The sequence below is a fragment of the Winogradskyella sp. genome (genome assembly GCF_016744625.1).
GTDB lineage: Bacteria > Bacteroidota > Bacteroidia > Flavobacteriales > Flavobacteriaceae > Winogradskyella.
In genome coordinates this window covers 1-19,469 of the sequence record NZ_JADGDZ010000063.1, presented here as the reverse complement: position 1 = coordinate 19,469, position 19,469 = coordinate 1, and the positions used below count along the sequence as shown (strand labels likewise).

15 protein-coding genes are annotated in these 19,469 nt (G+C 33.8%); 4 read left to right on the top strand and 11 right to left on the bottom strand.

The annotated features are described in order from the left end of the window. Nucleotides 1-1,216, top strand: a 1,216-nt coding sequence (locus tag QZZ53_RS12420) for a T9SS type A sorting domain-containing protein (protein ID WP_296385133.1), incomplete at its 5' end; no start/stop codon positions are given. Nucleotides 1,217-1,425: 209 nt separating this feature from the next. After that, nucleotides 1,426-6,429 carry an immunoglobulin-like domain-containing protein gene (locus QZZ53_RS12415; RefSeq protein ID WP_296385131.1) on the top strand — a complete coding sequence of 1,668 codons (5,004 nt, stop codon included), beginning with the start codon at nucleotides 1,426-1,428 and terminating at the stop codon, nucleotides 6,427-6,429. Between the two features lie 52 nt (nucleotides 6,430-6,481). Here the strand turns inward: QZZ53_RS12415 and QZZ53_RS12410 are convergent, their stop codons facing one another. From QZZ53_RS12410 to QZZ53_RS12395, 4 genes are all read right to left on the bottom strand, one after another. Further along, entirely contained in the window at nucleotides 6,482-7,195 is a 714-nt protein-coding gene (locus QZZ53_RS12410) for a 3'-5' exonuclease (RefSeq protein WP_296385129.1), read from the bottom strand. Continuing rightward, on the bottom strand, nucleotides 7,192-8,340 hold the full coding sequence (locus tag QZZ53_RS12405; protein WP_296385127.1) for a serine hydrolase: 1,149 nt from the start codon (nucleotides 8,338-8,340) through the stop codon (nucleotides 7,192-7,194). The genes QZZ53_RS12410 and QZZ53_RS12405 overlap by 4 nt, the downstream gene beginning before the upstream one ends. 64 nt (nucleotides 8,341-8,404) lie before the next feature. Next, on the bottom strand, nucleotides 8,405-8,878 hold the full coding sequence (locus tag QZZ53_RS12400; RefSeq protein ID WP_296385125.1) for a methylated-DNA--[protein]-cysteine S-methyltransferase: 474 nt from the start codon (nucleotides 8,876-8,878) through the stop codon (nucleotides 8,405-8,407). A gap of 2 nt (nucleotides 8,879-8,880) precedes the next feature. Beyond that, the gene (locus tag QZZ53_RS12395; protein WP_296385122.1) at nucleotides 8,881-10,005 is read right to left on the bottom strand and encodes a hemolysin family protein; all 1,125 of its coding nucleotides are present in this window, start codon (nucleotides 10,003-10,005) and stop codon (nucleotides 8,881-8,883) included. Between the two features lie 428 nt (nucleotides 10,006-10,433). On the opposite strand from QZZ53_RS12395, the gene QZZ53_RS12390 reads away from it, so the two are divergent. Both QZZ53_RS12390 and QZZ53_RS12385 read left to right on the top strand, forming a co-directional pair. Continuing rightward, complete coding sequence (locus QZZ53_RS12390; RefSeq protein WP_296385121.1) at nucleotides 10,434-10,862, top strand: hypothetical protein; 429 nt, start codon at nucleotides 10,434-10,436, stop codon at nucleotides 10,860-10,862. Between the two features lie 7 nt (nucleotides 10,863-10,869). After that, the gene (locus QZZ53_RS12385) at nucleotides 10,870-12,069 is read left to right on the top strand and encodes a hypothetical protein (RefSeq protein WP_296385119.1); all 1,200 of its coding nucleotides are present in this window, start codon (nucleotides 10,870-10,872) and stop codon (nucleotides 12,067-12,069) included. A gap of 1 nt (nucleotide 12,070) precedes the next feature. Here QZZ53_RS12385 and hemB read toward each other — a convergent pair whose 3' ends face one another. From hemB to hemA, 7 genes are all read right to left on the bottom strand, one after another. Beyond that, entirely contained in the window at nucleotides 12,071-13,057 is a 987-nt protein-coding gene (hemB, locus tag QZZ53_RS12380; protein ID WP_296385117.1) for a porphobilinogen synthase, read from the bottom strand. 2 nt (nucleotides 13,058-13,059) lie between these two features. Further along, the gene (gene hemF, locus QZZ53_RS12375) at nucleotides 13,060-13,962 is read right to left on the bottom strand and encodes an oxygen-dependent coproporphyrinogen oxidase (protein ID WP_296385115.1); all 903 of its coding nucleotides are present in this window, start codon (nucleotides 13,960-13,962) and stop codon (nucleotides 13,060-13,062) included. Nucleotides 13,963-13,968: 6 nt separating this feature from the next. After that, entirely contained in the window at nucleotides 13,969-14,502 is a 534-nt protein-coding gene (locus tag QZZ53_RS12370; RefSeq protein ID WP_296385113.1) for a GNAT family protein, read from the bottom strand. Continuing rightward, the gene (locus tag QZZ53_RS12365) at nucleotides 14,502-15,269 is read right to left on the bottom strand and encodes an EI24 domain-containing protein (RefSeq protein WP_296385111.1); all 768 of its coding nucleotides are present in this window, start codon (nucleotides 15,267-15,269) and stop codon (nucleotides 14,502-14,504) included. Before QZZ53_RS12365 ends, QZZ53_RS12370 begins: the two co-directional genes overlap by 1 nt. Nucleotides 15,270-15,345: 76 nt before the next feature. Next, nucleotides 15,346-16,371 (bottom strand): uroporphyrinogen decarboxylase, encoded by a 1,026-nt coding sequence (gene hemE / locus QZZ53_RS12360; RefSeq protein ID WP_296385109.1) that lies wholly within the window; start codon nucleotides 16,369-16,371, stop codon nucleotides 15,346-15,348. A 155-nt stretch (nucleotides 16,372-16,526) separates the two neighbouring features. After that, on the bottom strand, nucleotides 16,527-18,107 hold the full coding sequence (gene hemC, locus QZZ53_RS12355; RefSeq protein WP_296385107.1) for a hydroxymethylbilane synthase: 1,581 nt from the start codon (nucleotides 18,105-18,107) through the stop codon (nucleotides 16,527-16,529). Further along, complete coding sequence (gene hemA / locus QZZ53_RS12350) at nucleotides 18,100-19,350, bottom strand: glutamyl-tRNA reductase (protein WP_296385105.1); 1,251 nt, start codon at nucleotides 19,348-19,350, stop codon at nucleotides 18,100-18,102. The genes hemC and hemA overlap by 8 nt, the downstream gene beginning before the upstream one ends. Nucleotides 19,351-19,469 lie beyond the last annotated feature (119 nt).

The window sequence follows — 19,469 nt, the reverse complement described above, 5'->3', positions numbered from 1 at the left end:
TTCCAATATACTGTCTAATACTGGTCAGACACTTTATCTTTTTGGCCCATTTGAAAAACCAACGAACGATTATCAGCTATACTCTAATGTAGAGTCTGCAAATCTTGAAGTGGCAAAAGGGTATAGAGCAGCATCTACAAATAACCAAACATTTATGTTTTCTGGTGCAGTAACAAATTCTGCACTAAATGTACCAATTGTTAAAACTGGTAGTAGTAATGCAAAGTGGAATTTAATCGGTAATCCATATACATCATATATAAAATTAGCTGACTTTTTGACGGCAAACTTAACAGAGTTAGATCCTCAAAGTGTAGCAGTCTATGGCTATGACGCTGATAATGGTAACGGTAGTGTATGGGCTATTTGGAATTTAGCATATTCAGATGCTAACCCTAATACCTTAATTGCTCCAGGGCAGGGATTTTTTGTCTCATCTAAAGATGGAGGATCAAATTTATCTTTTACACCATCTATGAGATCTTCAGGATCTTCAGATGATTTTATAGCAGGAAGAACAACAACGAATTCAATTGTTCATTCAATTATCGAAATCTCTTCAGGAACTCAAACCTATGACACAGAGTTTTACTTAACTAATAATGCCACATTAGGATTGGATTTAGGATATGATGCTGAGCACTTTGGTGGAGCACCATCAGATTTTGCGATTTATTCAGAACTTACCGAAAATAGTCAAAATTTAGATATGGCTATACAGTCTATTGGGTTTGATGATATAAATAACAATCCTATTATTCCTTTAGGTGTAAACGTTGATCAAGGTGAGCAAGTTACAATTAGCATGGTAGATTCTAATATAGAGTACGATGTATATTTAGAGGATGCACACACTAACACTTTTACGCTTTTAAATACTTCTGATTATAGCTTTACTGCAGACACAAATTTATCTAACACTGGACGATTCTATTTAAGATTCACGCAAAATGCCTTGTCAATTAGTGATTCTGATTTAAGTAAAATTCAAGTCTATACAAATTCAAATTTAGAGCAAATAGTTGTAAAAGGAATATTAAGTGAAAACACTGAATTAACGCTTTATGATATACAAGGAAGAGAGATCTTAAAAAGAACTTTAGATTCAAGAGACAATAGTCATACTATAGGCACATCTCAATATACTTCAGGTGTTTATTTGATTAAGCTAGCAAACAATTTGAATACTGTAACTAAGAAAATAATAATTAGATAAATACAGTATTATATAGAATAAAAAGCTCAGAAATTTTCTGAGCTTTTTCTGTTTTTAAGACATAAGTAAATGCATTCCTACTTTTACTTACGGTTTTTCCACACATTTTTAACTTTGAGGACTTTTATATTAAAACAGGATGGGTTATTGCTAAAAAATCAATTAATTTCAGAGAAGAATGCTATTAATTAATTTAAACCCTCAACATTATGAAAATTAAATTATTGTTACTCATTGTAACGATGACCACCACCTTTTCGTGGTCTCAAAGTAAAGTAGTATGGCAAAAGCAAAACGCAAGTGTCAATACTGTTTTAAAAGAAAATCATCAATCTCTTAAAGAGTTTCAAACCTTTAGTTTGAATACTGATGCCTTAAGGCAATCACTTAATGGAGTCACCCAACGAAATGACTTTTCAATTTCATCAAACACAATTTTATCCTTTCCAAATTCTGAAGGAAAGCTAGAACGCTTTTCAATTAAGGAAGCATCTGTTATGCATCCAGATTTGCAAGCAAGGTTTCCTGAGATTAGATCTTATGTAGGCCAAGGAGTAGATGATGCATCTTCTGTTTTAAGGTTTAGTTTATCTCCAGAAGGATTTAGTGGGATGTTGCTTTCTGCAAATGGGAACAATACCTTTATTGAGCCTATTAATCAGGGATCTAATAATTATGTCGTATTTAGTAGAAATAACCGAGTAGACATTAATAACGATTTTGAATGTACTGTAATTGAGCAAATCAATCAATCGCTTAATACAAATATAGCTTTTAGAAACGCTGATGATTCTATTCTAAGGACATACCGTTTAGCGGTTTCAGCTACAGGAGAATATACTCAATTTCATGGAGGAACCAAAGCACAAGCTTTAGCTGCTATCGTTACCACTATGACTAGAGTTAATGGTATTTTTGAGGTAGACTTTAATGTAACGACAACATTAATAGCAAACACTGATGATGTGATTTACACAAGTACGGCATCTGATCCTTATGGAAACACAACAGGAGGTTATAACTCAGCATTACAGAGCACATTGACTTCAGAAATTGGAGAGGCTAACTATGATATTGGTCATTTATTTGCAAACCTTCAAAACAATGGTAATGCCGGTTGTATAGGTTGTGTTTGTGTTAATAACCAAAAAGGTAGTGGTTGGACATCAGCTACAAATCCAATAGGAGACTTTTTTGACGTGGATTATGTAGCTCACGAAATGGGACATCAATTTGGCGCAAACCATACTTGGACGCATGGTGGTAATGAAGGTACAAATGTACAATTTGAACCAGGAAGCGGATCTACTATTATGAGTTATGCAGGAATTACAGGAGCTAATACAGATGTGCAAGCAAATGTAACTCCTAATTTTCATGCAGCTTCTATAGAACAAGTCACAGATTATATTAAGACAACAAGTTGTCAAACCAATACAAATACGGGTAATGCTGTCCCTGTGGTAAATGCAGGTTCAAATTATACAATTCCGAGAGGTACAGCTTTTGTTTTAGATGGTTCAGCAACAGATGCTGATGCGGCAATTGGTTCATTGACTTATAGTTGGGAACAAATGGATGAAAATAATGCGTCTTCAACGATTCCAAGCGCAACAGCTACAACAGGTGTGGCATTTAGAGCTTATGAACCAACCACGGATTCTGATCGTTATTTTCCAAGATTAGAAACAATTAAAACTGGTGCGACATCATGGAAATGGGAAGTTGTTCCTAATGTCGGTAGAACCTTAAATTTTAGGCTAACAGTTAGAGATAACGTTGCAGGAGGTGGAACTAATAATAGTGACGATATGGCAATTACTGTTAATGGTACAGCAGGACCATTTGTTCTTAATTCACCTAATACAGGTGTAACATGGAATGCCGGAACAATACAAGCAGTAACTTGGGATGTAGCTGGAACAACAGGAAATGGTGTAAACGCTGCTAATGTAGATATTTTCTTATCGACAGATGGAGGAAATACATATACTATTTCATTAGCTTCTGGAGTAACAAATGATGGTTCTCACGATATCATTGTGCCTAATAATCAAGGTAATCAAAATAGAATAATGGTTAGAGGTTCTAATAATATTTTCTTTGATATTTCTAATACTAATTTTACGATTGCTGGGCAAGTAGTTTGTAATGCTGATGTTCCAATAGGATTGGCTGCTTCTAACGTTGCTACAACATCTGCTACATTAAGTTGGGATGCAGTTCCTGGTGCCACTTACGATTTAAGATATCGAGAAGTTGGGACTTCAATTTGGACAACGAATGCTGTTACTGGAATCTCTTCTGGTTTAACAGGCCTTTCAGCATTAACTCAATATGAATCTCAAGTAAGAAGTAAATGTTCAGGTGGATCAAATTCAACTTATAGTAGTTCAGTAAACTTTACGACTACAGAAGTACAGTTGAATTATTGTGCTTCTAGCGGAAACACATCTTATCAAACAGGAGTTTCACGAGTAATATTTGGAACGATAGATAATAGTGATGGTCCTGTGAAGGATGTAGGATACGAGGATTTTACAAATATAAGCACAACAGTTACGCAATCGACATCTGAAGATCTTACGGTTTATGTAAATACAGATGGTAATTATAGAGTAGATGCATTGGTTTGGATTGATTGGAATCAAAACGGAGTTTTTACAGATAGTGGAGAAGCTTATGATTTAGGCAATATAAGTAATGTGCCAAATGGAGCTTTACCTACGTTATCAGTCTCTATTCCTGCAAGTGCACAAACAGGTAGTACAAGAATGCGGGTTTCTGCAAGATATAATGCCGACCCTACATCTTGTCAAACTGGTTTCGATGGAGAAGTAGAAGATTACACTGTGATTGTTCAAACTAATGGACCAGATACTGAAGCTCCTATAATTACTTTAAATGGCGTTTCATCAATTGATTTAAATGTAGGTGATATTTATACAGAATTAGGTGCAACTGCAACTGATAATATTGATGGTGATATTACTGGAAATATTGTTGTTGCGGGAGATGTTGTTAATGTTTCAGCAGCAGGTGTTTACCAAGTGACTTACAATGTTAGCGATGTTGCAGGTAATGCAGCAACAGAGGTTGTAAGAACAGTTACGGTTACTGCAGATACAACAGCACCAGTAATAACATTAACTGGAGCTTCGACCATTAATTTTGAACAAGGAGATTCATACGCTGATCAAGGAGCAACAGCAACGGATAATATAGATGGGAATTTAACCTCTAGTATAGTAGTTGGAGGAGATACTGTCAATACAAATATCGTTGGTTCTTATGTTATTACATATAATGTTAGCGATAATGCAGGTAATGCAGCAGTAGAAGTAACAAGAACTGTAAATGTAAATCAAGATACAACGATACCAGTCATTACTTTAATTGGTGCATCAACAATAAATCTCAATATAGGTGATAGTTATATTGAACCAGGTGCAACGGCTCTAGATAATTTTGATGGAGACATAACAGGAAATATTGTTATAACTGGAACAGTAAATACAGCTAGTGCTGGAACATATTTTGTAAACTACAATGTTAATGACATTGCAGGAAATTCTGCTAATACAGTAACTAGAATGGTAGTTGTTGCTGTGGATACAACAGCACCAATAATTAATTTAATAGGAGCATCAACCATAAACTTAATAACTGGCGATACTTATACTGATCAAGGAGCTACAGCTACTGATAATGTAGACGGTAATTTAACAGGAAGTATTGTAATCGTTAATAGTGTAGATACTAATAATGCAGGAAACTATTCTGTTACTTATAACGTTAGTGATGCAGCAGGAAATGTAGCAACAGAGGTTGTAAGAACTGTGAATGTTTCAGATCCGTCAATGGGATGTTCTGGAGGTATTTCAACGTTCCCGTATACTGAAGGATTTGAAGGTTCAATTGGAGCTTGGTCACAATCAACAACAGATGATTTAAATTGGTTAGTTGATGCTGGTGGAACGCCTTCATCAGGAACTGGACCAACCTCTGCGATTCAAGGTTCAGATTATATTTATGTAGAAGCCTCTGGTAATGGAACAGGTTATCCAGATAAGAGAGCTATTATAACGTCTCCTTGTTTTGATTTAAGTGCATTGACCAGTCCAACATTCAGCTTTAAGTATCATATGTTTGGAGCTGCTGATATGGGATCAATTACTTTAGAAGTTTCAGATGATGATGGTGTTACATGGACGAGTCTTTGGAATCAAACCGGAAATCAAGGAAATCAGTGGTTAACAGTAGATTTAGATTTGTCAGCTTACGCAGGAGGAAATATTCAATTGAGATTTAACCGTTTTGTAGGCAGTACATGGCAAGCAGATATTGCAATAGATGATGTTCAGTTATTAGAACCAGCAGCACCAACTTGTAGTGATGGAATACAGAATGGAGATGAAACAGGAGTTGATTGTGGTGGCTCATCTTGCGCACCTTGTAGTACTTCTAATGTTGTATTAAATGAAGGTTATTTTGAAACAGGATTGGATAGTTGGACTGATGGAGGAAGTGATTGCGCTAGAGTAAGTTCTGCAAACTCTTATGAAGGTAATTATTCTATAAGAATTAGAGATAACTCAGGTGTATCATCTTCTATGACATTATCTAATATTGATGTAACACCATACTCATCTATCGAAGTAGATTTTTATTTCTATGTATTTAGTATGGAAAACAATGAAGATTTCTGGTTACGTTTCTTTGATGGTTCATCATGGAATACGGTGCAAACATGGGTAAGAGGTACAGACATAGAAAACAATACGTTCTATAATGCAACTGTAACGATTACACCAGCACAGTATAACTTTGCTGTAAATTCAGGCTTTAGGTTCCAGAATGACGCTTCAGGTAACCAAGATCAGATTTTTATAGATCAAGTAACTATAACAGGTATATCTGGTGCTTCTAAAGGTAAAGCTGATTCTACTGAGATTGTAGGTTATGGTGATTCACCTGAAATATCTGAATTAGACATTAGATTATATCCTAACCCAGTAAAAGGAAATATGCTGAATGTTGAAATTCCTAGCCTTGATATATTTAAGTATAGAATAGTTGATCTTCTTGGTAAGACAGTTTCAAGTGGAACATCTGAAGGGAAAGTTGATATTTCTGAACTTGATGGAGGGTTATACTTTATTGAAGTTAATGACGGAGATGAAATAATTACAAAGAAATTTATTAAGAACTAGTTAGTAATTAGACCTTAATTGTAAAACCCAGAGGTAATGCTTCTGGGTTTTTTTATATATGTTTTATTTCATTGTCGTGAAGTAATTCATCACCACGTAAGCGCAAGAATATCTGTGCAACAGCAATAGTATCTTTTTCACAATAGACAATAATGCGATCTATCTCTTTCTCTTTATAATAAACACGATAAACTTCACTACCATCAATATCATCTTTTGGAGATGGAATACCTAAAACGTTAGTTAATAATTTTAAAGAGGTATACGTTTTATAATCGCCAAATTTCCAAAGTTCTAAAGTATCAAGATGTGGAACTTCCCATGGTTTTTTACCGAAGAGATTGAGTTTGTATGGCAATTCTATATTATGAATAATCATTCGCCTAGCTATGTATGGAAAATCGAATTCCTTACCGTTATGAGCACAAAGTAGATGCTTATTGCCACTAAAATGAGAAATTAATAGGTTTTTAAAATCCTTTAGAATTTTAACTTCATCTCCATAAAAAGAGGTAACTCTAAAATTCCTTATATCACCTTCCATTTTAAAATATCCAACCGAAATACATATTATTTTACCAAACTCAGCCCAAATACCAGCTCTATCATAAAATTCTTCTGCGGTAAATTCTTCTTTACGTTGGTAACGCGATTTTGCATCCCAAAGGTCTTGTTTAGTTGTATCTAAATCAGAGAAATGTTCTGTTTCGGGAACAGTTTCTATGTCTAAGAATAATATATTTTCTAGGTTGAGTTTTGAAATCATTTTTCTAACATTTCGCACGCTTCATCTATAAAGGTATAAAAATCAGACGAATGTGCATCACCTTCAGCTTTTGCAATTGTATGTCCAAGTCTTACAACAATTAAATCATCTTCAGGAATAACAATAACTAGTTGACCTAAATGGCCACGCATGTAAAAGATGTTCTTGTTTGCATGAGTAGCTATCCACCATCCATAACCATACATTTGACCATCACTAAAACGAGGTTTTACAGACTTAGCTACAAAAGCAGAATCTAGAATTTGTTTTCCGTTCCATTTGCCGTGATTTTTAAATAGTTTGCCATAGCGCGCAAAATCTTTAGCATTACTTGCAATACAGCAATAGGCTTTTACTAAATCATGGTCTTCACTATCAACTTGCCAAAGCGTTGTGTTTTCTGCACCAAGCGGTTTCCAGAAGCTTTCTTCAAAATAATCATAGATTTTTTTACCACTTGCTTTTTCAATCACCATAGCTAACATCTGAGTATCTCCACTTGCATATTTAAAGCTCTGCCCTGGATTTGTTTCCATCTTTAAGCCATTCATTACTTTGGCTAAATCGTCATCAAAATACGCTCTTGTTGTAATTGATAAAGGAGAATAATATGCTTCGTCCCAATTGGTGCCAGAACTCATACTAGATAAATCACCAACTGTCATCTTAGCCGCTTTTCCATCGCAAAATACAGGAAGAAAATCACAAACAGGTTGGTCTAGATTTTTTATATAACCATCTTGAATGGCCTTTTGCATCAATCCAGAAACATAGCTTTTCGCCATAGAAAAACTATTGGATTTTGAATCTTCATTAAAGCCATCATAATAGTTTTCGAACCAAATACTGTCATTTTTTATAATTACATAGGCAACAGTACCAGATTGCTTGTTTAATTCGTTTAGCGTTTCTGTTTCTTTTGCAGAATTATAATTTGCATGGTTTGGCCATGGTTGAGGTGTTGCAACATCAATTGGTTGGTTATCAAATTCTTTATAATCCTCTAAAAAGGCTGTAGTATGACCTTTCATGTAGATAGTTCTAACTGCTTTTATCAAATAATCTGTATCAGTGACGTATAAAACAGCGATTAGTAAACCGAAAAATATAATGATAATCTTGAGTGTCTTTTTAAGAAATTTCATGTGTAGTATTTAAAAATTAAATATAGTAATACCATTTCACAATTGAAATGTGATAAATGTCTTTTTAAAAAAGAGATTGTTGCTTGTATTCACTTTCATGATTAATCAACCATTTTTTTCTATGCAATCCACCAGCATAACCTGTTAAGCTTCCATCGCTTCCTATAACGCGATGACAAGGCACAATAATCCAAAGTGGATTTTTACCATTGGCACCAGCTACAGCTCTAATGGCTTTTACGTCACCAAGTCGTTTTGATAATTGAAGATAAGAAATGGTTTTACCTGAAGGGATTTCTTGTAAAAGTTCCCAAACTCTTTTTTGAAAATCAGTACCTTGAGGATTGAGCTTTAAATCGAAATTTTTGCGTGAGCCATCAAAATATTCTTGAAGTTGAATGACACAGTCTTCAAGTTCTGAAGGAATAATATCAGTAACTTTTTCTTCGGAATTTAATACAGTGACTTGCGTAATACCATCGTTATCACCAACAATTTTAGTGAAACCTAAAGGTGAATTAATGATACAATTTTCCAAAATTATTCGTTTTCTCCCGAAGGTTTATCTTCAAGAATTCCTAATTTTTTAGCACGAGCTTCCCAGCTTTTTCTTGCCATATGCTGAAGATCTGACACATTATCACTTTCGTCCATAATCTCAAGACCAAGCAAAGTTTCTATAACATCTTCCATAGTTACTAAGCCACTTACAGAGCCATATTCATCAACAACTAAAGCCATATGATTTCGGCTTTCAACTAATTGTTCAAATAATTTTGGAATAGGTATGTTACGTTCTACTACAATGATGTCTCTTTTAAGCTCTGATAGTTTTTTAGAGCCATGATCTAAAGCCATTTCTTTAAAAACCTCACCCTTTAACACTAAGCCTTTTATATTATCTGGATTGTCTGAGAAAATAGGAATTCGTGAGAAACGAAGGTTCATATTCTTTTTAAAAAACTCTTCAACAGTTGTATTTTCATCTTCAGCTTTCATCACTGTCCTAGGAGTCATAACATCTTTAGCGAAAACCTCTTTAAAGGTTAGGAGGTTTTTAATAATTTTACTTTCATTTTCTTCAAAAACACCTTCTTCGTGTGCAATTTCGGTCATAGCAACAAAGCCTTCACGACTTAGAATACTACCATGACCTTTACCACCAATTAATTTTGTGGTGAGTTGAAGTAACCATAGAATTCCAGTCCACTTTAAAGGAAAGATAAGTATGTTAAGTGCTTTGGTTGTAAAGTTTGCTAATTGTTTCCAATAGGTTGCTCCAATAGTTTTTGGGATTATTTCTGAAGCAACTAAAATAAGAATGGTCATAATAGTTGATACCACTCCAACCATAATATCTTCAGTAAATTTAAAACCTAGAATGGAACGTTTTGCACTACCATAAAGCTCTACATAAGCGACTTTAGCTTGTACGCCAACTAAAATTGCGCCAACAGTGTGTGCAATAGTATTAAGTGTAAGAATAGCAATTAAAGGACGATCTACATCCTTTTTTAATTCCTCTAATTCAGTTGCATAAGCTTTGCCTTCTTTCTTTTTAAGATTGAGATATGTTGGAGTAATACTTAATAGTACAGCTTCTAAAATGGAACATAAAAACGAAAAGAAAATAGATATGACAGCGTAAAAAATGAGTAAGCCCATTAATGGTATTGAAGTTTAGTTGTTACAAAGTTACAAAATCAATTTTATAAAGCCTTTTGGTATTCTAGTTATGCGCTTTAGTTTTTTGATCTCTTTATGTAATTTGATTGTTGTTTAAGGTTCTTATGATTAAAACAATTTCTGATTGATGATGGTATAAACTTAGAGTACAGGTTGAAATAAAAAGAGAAATAGATGAGGTTAACCGAACATTAACCTGACAAATAATATAAAGTTTAGAAGACACATAGCGTTACAAAAACTACTGTAGTTAATGTTAATGATAAAATTATTTTGTAGTTTTAAGCATAATATGCCTGTTATTGGGTATTTACATCCTTCCCTTAAGTTCTCAAATTAGTAGCATGATTTATTAATCATAGCATAATTGCTATGAAACTATATATAAACTAAAAAAAACAAAAATCATGGAGGAGTTTAAAACCAAAAAAGATACAAATCCGGTAAATATTATTATCAAACCTAGTAGTGATGCCATTTTAGATGGTCCTAATAAGGTAAGAATATCTATTTATAATGAAAATGCACCCAGAAAATGGCGCAAAGTTAAAGTTATAGAAACTGAGCTTAACAAAACGTTTGAAGCTACAATAGAGAAACAACGTATAGTAGACAGACCAATTATAAAGATAAAGACCAATCTTTTTGCTGACCCTTTAAGTAAAAAGGATGATATGCTTAAAACTACAACCGTTAGCTACAATTTAAGTAGCGCTGTAACTGATGAAAAAGATTATGAAAGTACATTTCTTAATCACTCTGAAGAATACGACCCTGGAAGTTCTATTGACCAAACCTTTAGTGTTACAAAGCGAATTAAAACTATTTTAACCTAATCTAGCCATGAAAAAGATCTGTAACTCCATACTGCTGTTGTTATTTACTATGCAATTAAGTAGTGCGCAAAATAGTGAAAGTACATTGAATGACTTTAATTTTGAAAGTACTTCAAACCCAGTATTTTCACTCTTAGAACAAACACCTTCGGTAATCAATACACCTAATGATATTAAATCTTTAGGACTGTATCTTTCTAATGGATTTTCTAATACAAATATTGCCTTAGAAGTAAATCCCTATTGGCTAATAGACTTTGATATTCAACGAAGCTATAGAAATTATAGAGGCATAAAAAAGAAAGCTGATGGCACCTTATACATTGATCCTTTTATAGGATTAAAAACCAACACTTCTTTTTCTGCTGGTTATATTAATAAGGAATTCTCTGGATTTGATGGCCCAAGAAAAACCGCGGCTTTAGGATTTAGGACTACTATAATAGAATTTTATAATAAGGAAAGAGTTCAAAAGATTGAAGATGCTATTTCCACTATCGAAATTGGTGTTAAACAACCAATAAATATGTTATTTGAAGATTATTATAATGAAGAATATAATAAGATAGGCTCTGGGACTTGTACAAAATTTGAATCAGATGAAGCACTACAAAATAAGTTCTACACTGCTGCTGAAGAATTTTTGGAGCGCGATGATACCATAGAACTTCTTGGACAACTTAATAGAACTGATATTACCAAGGAAGAAGTTGTTGCAGAATACTTTAATGAACGCTGTAAGATTGTGATGAACTCACCAAAAAAAATAAAGCCAGTTTTTAGATTAGATGGAGCAATGGCTTACAGTGTTTTGTTTAAAGAAAATGAAATCAATACATCAACAGCTAATCGTTTTGGTAGTTGGCTTACTGCAGATTTTGCCATAAAGTTTAACTCTAAACAATATCTGCATATATATGGCATTACAAAATATGTTGATGATGGGTTCAACATAACCAATGGTGTGTTTGATAATCGTAGTTTTTGGGATTATGGAGGGAAGTTAGAATTAGAATTCCGAAAATTTAGGTTTGCTTATGAATATCTAAAACGCGATGGTGAAGGTGATGAGTTTAGGTCTGTTGGCAGTTTTAACTTTCAGCTTAAAAAAAACATCATTATAACAGGTGGATTTGGTAAAGATTTCCCAGAAGATGATAACCTCGTTACTATTTTAGGTGTAAACTGGGGAATAAACACAAAGTGAATTATATTAATTTAACTATATCTTTAGCGAAATAAGATGCAATAATATCTGCACCAGCGCGCTTAATAGATGTAATTTGTTCTAGCATTACAGCGTTATGGTCTAACCACCCTTTTTCAGCAGCAGCTTTAAGCATGGCATATTCACCAGATACTTGATAAACAGCAATAGGTACATCAAAACTATTCCTAATGTCTCTTACGATATCTAAATATGCCAAACCTGGTTTTACCATAACGATATCTGCGCCTTCGTTAATATCCATTTCGGTTTCTCTAATGGCCTCGTCTCTATTTGCAAAATCCATTTGGTAAGTTTTTTTATCTTTAGGAACATCAACCATATCTACAGGAGCAGAATCTAGTGCGTCTCTAAAAGGCCCATAAAATCCAGAAGCATATTTTGCAGAATAACTCATTATCCCAGTATCGATAAAATTAGATTGGTCCAAAGCCTCTCTAATACCTAAAATACGACCATCCATCATATCACTTGGTGCTACAAAATTGGCTCCAGCTTCTGCATGAGAAATACTCATTTCTGCTAAAATTTCAACCGTTGTATCATTAATAATTTTCCCGTTTTCAACAATGCCATCGTGGCCATAAGAAGAAAAAGGATCTAAAGCCACATCTGTCATTACTAACATTTCTGGACAAATCTCTTTTACTGTTTTAATTGCACGTTGCATTAATCCATTTGGGTTTAAGGCTTCAGTTCCTTTATTATCCTTTAAAGCATCATCAACTTTTACGAATAATAAAACCGATTTTAAACCTAAGTTCCAAAGTGTTTTTACTTCATCTTTAAGTAAGTCTAAGCTGAAACGATAGTAATTAGGCATTGATGCAATTTCTTCTTTTATGCCTTTTCCTTCTACTACAAAAAGTGGAACTAAAAAGTCGTTTGGAGTGATGATGGTTTCTCTAACTAAACTTCTAATTGCTTCGTTGGTTCTTAGTCTTCTATTTCTTCTTATTGGGAACATATCTATATCCAGTTTTTAGGTTCTTGTAATACCTTAATTAGTCGTTCTTCTTCGCTTCCTTTTTCAGGATGATGATCATAAACCCATTGCACATGTGGAGGTAAACTCATAAGAATACTTTCTATTCTTCCGTTAGTTTTTAATCCAAACAATGTTCCTTTATCATGCACTAAGTTAAACTCTACATAGCGACCACGACGAATTTCTTGCCAATCACGCTGAGGTTTTGTGTATTCTAAAGTTTTTCTTTTTTCTACAATTGGTACATAGGCTTCAAGAAAACTATCACCAACTTCAGTTACAAAATCGTACCAGTTTTGCATGCTCATATCTTCTGAAGATTTGCAATAATCAAAGAATAATCCTCCTAAACCACGACCTTCATTTCGGTGTGCATTGTAGAAATATTCATCGCATCTAGCTTTATACTTTGGGTAGAATTCTGTATTATGTTTATCGCAAGCTATTTTACAGGTTTGATGAAAGTGTTTCGCGTCTTCATCAAACAAATAGTAAGGTGTTAGATCTTGTCCACCACCAAACCATTGATCTACAATGTTTCCGTCCTTGTCATACATTTCAAAATAACGCCAATTTGCATGTACTGTTGGTATCATTGGATTCTTAGGATGTAAAACCAAACTTAATCCACAAGCAAAAAAGTCAGCGTCTTCTACGCCAAAGTATTTCTGCATTGAATCAGGTAGTTTACCATGGACTCCAGAAATGTTAACTCCACCTTTTTCAAAAACATTGCCATTTTCAATAACGCGAGTTCTGCCTCCTCCGCCTTCAGGTCGTTTCCATATATCTTCTTGAAATTTTGCTTTGCCGTCAACGGCTTCTAATTTAGAAGATATAGTGTCTTGTAGCTCGTGTATGTATTTGAAGAATTTGTCTTTCAAAACGTATTATTTATATAATTCATATAGCTCCATGTTTAAAGGTTCTTCACCTGTTGGAGTAAATTCATTTTTCAATGTTCTCTGCCATTCAAAATGGTTGTTTTTAGCAACCTTCACACTTGGTAAATTGTCTTTATGCGCAATAATTTGAAGTGTTTCTAAACCTAAATCACTAAAGGCGTATTTTGATAAGGCATTAATGGCTTTTGAAGTTAAACCTTGCCCTTCGAAAGTATACCCAATACAATAGGCAAATTCACCTTGTTTTTTATCCCAATCGAGCTCTTTGATATATATAAGACCTGCGAGTTCTCTAGTTTCAGAATGTTTTAAAGTGAATAGAAATACATCTTTACTTTGAAATTTTTTCACATTTGTTTCAACAAATAATTGAGACAAAGTTGGATTTAAATTCTGTTCTAAAGTTTTTGGGAAATAGCGTTTTAATCTATCTGCATTTGCAACCATAAGATCACAAATCTTCCATGCATCTCCATTATGAATAGGATTAATTTCAAACGTATCAAATTGTGCTACCATTACACCACTATTTTATTTTGATTAACTGGGCTTTCTTTTTGTAAAAGTTCTACCGTGTTCAATGAAGAAGCTGTTACACTCATTGGTAAAACTAAAATAACACCAATTATAGGAATAAATAAAAAGAGCATAAAAACAATTCCATTTCCAATAGCAATCCCTTTATGTCGTCCAATAAAATTAATACTTTCTCGGTATTTAAAATGACGTTCTAGTGTATAATCCATATTACCAAAACCAGCATAATAAGCTTGAAGTAGAAACAGTAATACAGTTGAAAATATATTGACAACAGGAATAAATTTTAAGAGGAGGAGTGGTAAGGTAAACAGTAATTCCTTTCCTAAGTTTCTAATGTTTATTCTAATACCTCTCCAGAGTTGTTCTTTAAATGAGGTTTTTCTATGATTATGTCTTTCTACTCCAGTTAAATGCGCTTCAATTTTTTCTGAAACCGGACTCATAAATGGCGCAGAAAAAGCCATTATAATATGCTTGTAGAGAATTAAGCCAATGGCAATAACCACAATACCTCCAATAAAAGTAGAGATAGAAGTGAAGGTTTCTTTTCCAAAGTCCCATGGCCAAATATTTGCAATAAAACGGCCGATATTATCTGATAATCCATAAGCAGATAACCCAATAATAAGAGCTGTTATTACACTAATAACTATAGGAATAGCGAAGTACTTCCAAAGTTTTAATTTTGAAATTAAAGCGAAAACTCCAATATAGGTTTGTACACCTTTTAATATGTCTTTTATCATATTATTGTTTTTAGTTGGCGATTACTTAAAAGACGCAAAAGCACTATTTAAGTTACAATAATTGACAACTAAAGTACTATGCTTTATATTCTTTTACAGCATCGATAAATGCTTTTGCATTTTCTAATGGAATGTTTGGTAAAATACCATGACCTAAATTAACGATATATTTATCTTTTCCAAATTCGTTAATCATTTGGTGCACCATTCGTTTGATTTCCGCAGGTGGTGAAAATAAACGTGTTGGATCAAAATTACCCTGTAATGTTATATTTCCGCCTGTTAAATAGCGTGCGTTTCTAGCAGAACATGTCCAGTCTACACCTAAAGCAGAAGCGCCAGATTTAGCCATTTCACCAAGTGCAAACCAGCAACCTTTTCCAAAAGCAATTACTGGAGCATCATCTTTTATAGCATCTATGATTTGTTGAATATATTGCCAAGAAAACTCTTGATAATCTACAGGAGATAACATGCCTCCCCAAGAATCGAATACTTGCACAGCATTACAACCAGCTTTTACTTTTTCTTTTAAATATGCAATTGTTGTGTCTGTAATTTTTTGCAATAATTGATGTGCTGCTATTGGGTTTGTAAAGCAAAATTCTTTGGCCTTATCAAAGTTTTTAGAGCCTTGTCCTTGTACACAATAACAAAGAATTGTCCATGGCGAACCAGCAAAACCAATTAATGGAATTTCGTCATTAAGCTTTTCTTTAGTTGCTTTAATCGCTTCGTAGACGTAGTTTAATGCTTCCTTTACATCTGGAACAATAACATTATCCACATCCTTTTGAGAACGTACTGGATTTGGTAAATAAGGACCAAAGTTAGGTTTCATCTGTACCTCAATATTCATGGCTTGAGGAATCACTAAAATATCTGAAAACAGAATCGCAGCATCCATTCCGTAACGACGAATAGGTTGTACTGTAATTTCACTTGCTAATTCTGGTGTTTGGCAACGCGTAAAGAAATCATATTTCGCTTTGATTTCCATAAACTCTGGTAAATAACGTCCTGCTTGACGCATCATCCAAACAGGTGGACGTTCAACTGTTTCACCTTTTAATGCTCTTAAAAATAAATCGTTCTTTATCATGTTTCTGTTATTCCTGCGAAGGCAGGAATCTTTTTAATTGAACTTTAAACTTGTTTGTGGATTCCTGCCTGCGCAGGAATGACAACTTAATATGTATTTGTTTTATGCGTCTCGACCAGACAGTAGTTTGTCACTTCGATCGTAGCCGAGAAGTTTTATACATAAAACTCATTAACCAACTCAACAACACTTTCAACAGTTGGTACCTTCGCCACACGAACCTCTTCAAAATAACTTTTAGCAACTTTAGCTGTTGTTTCACCAATACAAAAAGCAATACCATTGGCTTTATTTTGTTTTAAGAAACTCTCTACTGTAGATGGACTGTAAAACATAACACCATCTAAATTGCCTTCAACTTTATCTGCATCAAATTTAGTTTGATAAGCTTCGACTTCATTAACTGTAATCTTGTTCTCCGTTAAGATATTTGGTAAATCGTCTAGCCTTAAATCACTACAGAAAAAAGTCACTTCAGTTCCGTCAATATATTCAACTAAATACTCAGCTAGTTTTTTTGCGTTTGGTTCAGTGTGTGCCACTTTACCAATACGTTTTTCCACCATACGTTTGGTGCGCCTGCCAACACAATAGATGTTTTTGAATTGTAATTCTGGAGCTGAAAAATTTGTTAGTAATGATTCTACAGCATTTTTACTTGTTATCACTACATTCTGAATTTCATTTTTAATACTACTCTTAGTAAGTCTATTCAAACTTATTTTTACAGCATCATTACTTTCTGCAACCACATCATTATGAAACAGCATTACTTGGTCGTCAGTAAGCTTTTTGGTAGAATAGATGTTAGTAACCTTATCTCCTTTGCTTAACTGATCGATTAAAACTTTTCCTCCTTTACCAATAATATAGTCTGCACAAAATTCTGCTATTTCTTCATGTTTTCCTAAAGGAACAACTTTAGTAACTTCTATTTTCTTAGTGCCATCTGTACTTAGAAGAATACCTTTAAAATTAACCTCTTCTTCTTTATTGATATAGCAAATAGCGCCAATTGGAGCAGTACAACCACCTTCTAGGCGATTTAAAAATTCACGCTCAATTGACGTACAAATCTGTGTTTCTTCGTGATTAATTTCTGCGCAGATTGCTCTGACTTCTTCATCGGCTTCTAGAGCAGTAATCATAATTGCTCCTTGTGCAGGAGCAGGAATCATCCAATGTAGATTTATTGAGTTTTCGGGTGTAATATTTAAACGGCCCAAACCAGCACCAGCAAAAATTGCTGCGTTCCAATCTTCATTGTTTTCAAGTTTTTCTAATCTCGAATTTACATTACCTCTTAATCCAACTATAGTATGTGTAGGATAACGGTTTAACCATTGCGCTCTACGTCTTAAACTACCTGTTGCTATTACAGCGTTTCGAGCAGAAAGAAACTCTTCGTTTGTTTTATAAACTAAGGTGTCGTTAATATTTCCTCGTTTTAAAACTGCAGCCTGTATAATGCCTTTTGGTAAAACTGTAGGTACGTCTTTAAGTGAATGTACTGCAATATCAATGTCTTCATTGAGCATTGCGATATCTAAAGTTTTTGTAAAAATACCTGTAATACCTAATTCGTATAATGGTTTGTCGAGTACTAAATCTCCTGTCGATTTTACAGGTACTAAAACGGTTTTATGACCTAAATGCTCAAGTTGAGATTGAACAGTTTTTGCTTGCCACATAGCGAGCTGGCTGTCGCGTGTGCCAATGCGAATAGTTTTAGACATTATTGGTAGTTTCTAACTGAAATATTTTTTTGATGAGTTCTATACTCTCATCAGAAGTGTTGCTGTCTTCTCTTAAGTGATGCGCAAACTGATTTGTGATTTTCTGAATAAGATTATTTGTAATCAACTCAGCCTGATCCTCGTTAAAGTTAGCTAATTTTTTACGTTGCGTTTTGACTTCAGAATTTTTGAAGTCAGTTAATTTATGTTTGATGGCCTGAATCGTTGGTACAAACTTAAGTGTATCTAACCAAGCATTAAATTCAGACATGATTTCTGATATAATAGCTTCAGCATCTGGAATAAAACCTTTACGCTTTTCTAAAGTATCATCTGTGATTTTTGCCAAATCATCTAAATGAACTAAAGTAATATTAGAGTGTTCTCTAATATCTTCATTAACATTTTTTGGAATTGATAAATCTAAAATTAATAGCGGTTTTTTAGTGGAAATAAGAGATTTATAAACCGTAGGATTTTGTGCTCCTGTTGCTACAATAAGAATATCTGATGCGTTAATTTCTTCTTGTAAGTTCTCGTAATCTTTAACAATTAAATTGAATTTACCAGCAACTTCTTCAGCTTTATTTTTCGTTCTATTAATTAAAGTGATGTGAGAGTTCTTGGTATGTTTCACTAGGTTCTCGCAAGTGTTACGTCCAATTTTACCTGTGCCGAAGAGTAGAATGTTTTTATCTGAAATATTCTGAACATTATTCATAATGTACTGAACTGATGCAAATGATACAGACGTTGCGCCAGAAGATAATTCTGTTTCGTTTTTAATCCGTTTACTTGCTTGAATCACTGTATTTACTAAACGCTCTGTAAATGAATTGAGTAAACCTTCTTTTTTAGAAGCTCTAGCACCGAACTTAAGCTGACTTATAATTTCAAAATCCCCAAGAATTTGACTATCTAATCCAGAACCTACTCTAAACATGTGATTAATTGCGTCCTTATTTTTATGAACGTATGATACTTCTTGAAACTCTTCTACAGTTCCTTTTGTATTTTCGCACAATAACTGAATAAGTTGGTAAGGGTGTTCTGCAAAACCGTAAAGTTCAGTTCTGTTACAAGTAGAAACAACTAAAACACTTTCAATACCATTTTCTTTAGCTTGAGTAAGCAATTTTTCTTTCGCTATATCACTTAAACTAAAATGACCACGCACTTCAGCATCAGCTTTTTTATAGCTGAGACCAATCGCATAGAAGTATGTCCTTTTTTGTTGTTGCATTCGCTCGTTTACCTGACAGAGATTACTGCGAAGCAAAAATAATTTTGTTGGTCACATAAAAGTAACGCTAGAGGAACTTAAAGTATCGCTTGTGGTTTTTTAAGTTTCTTTTTTAATAA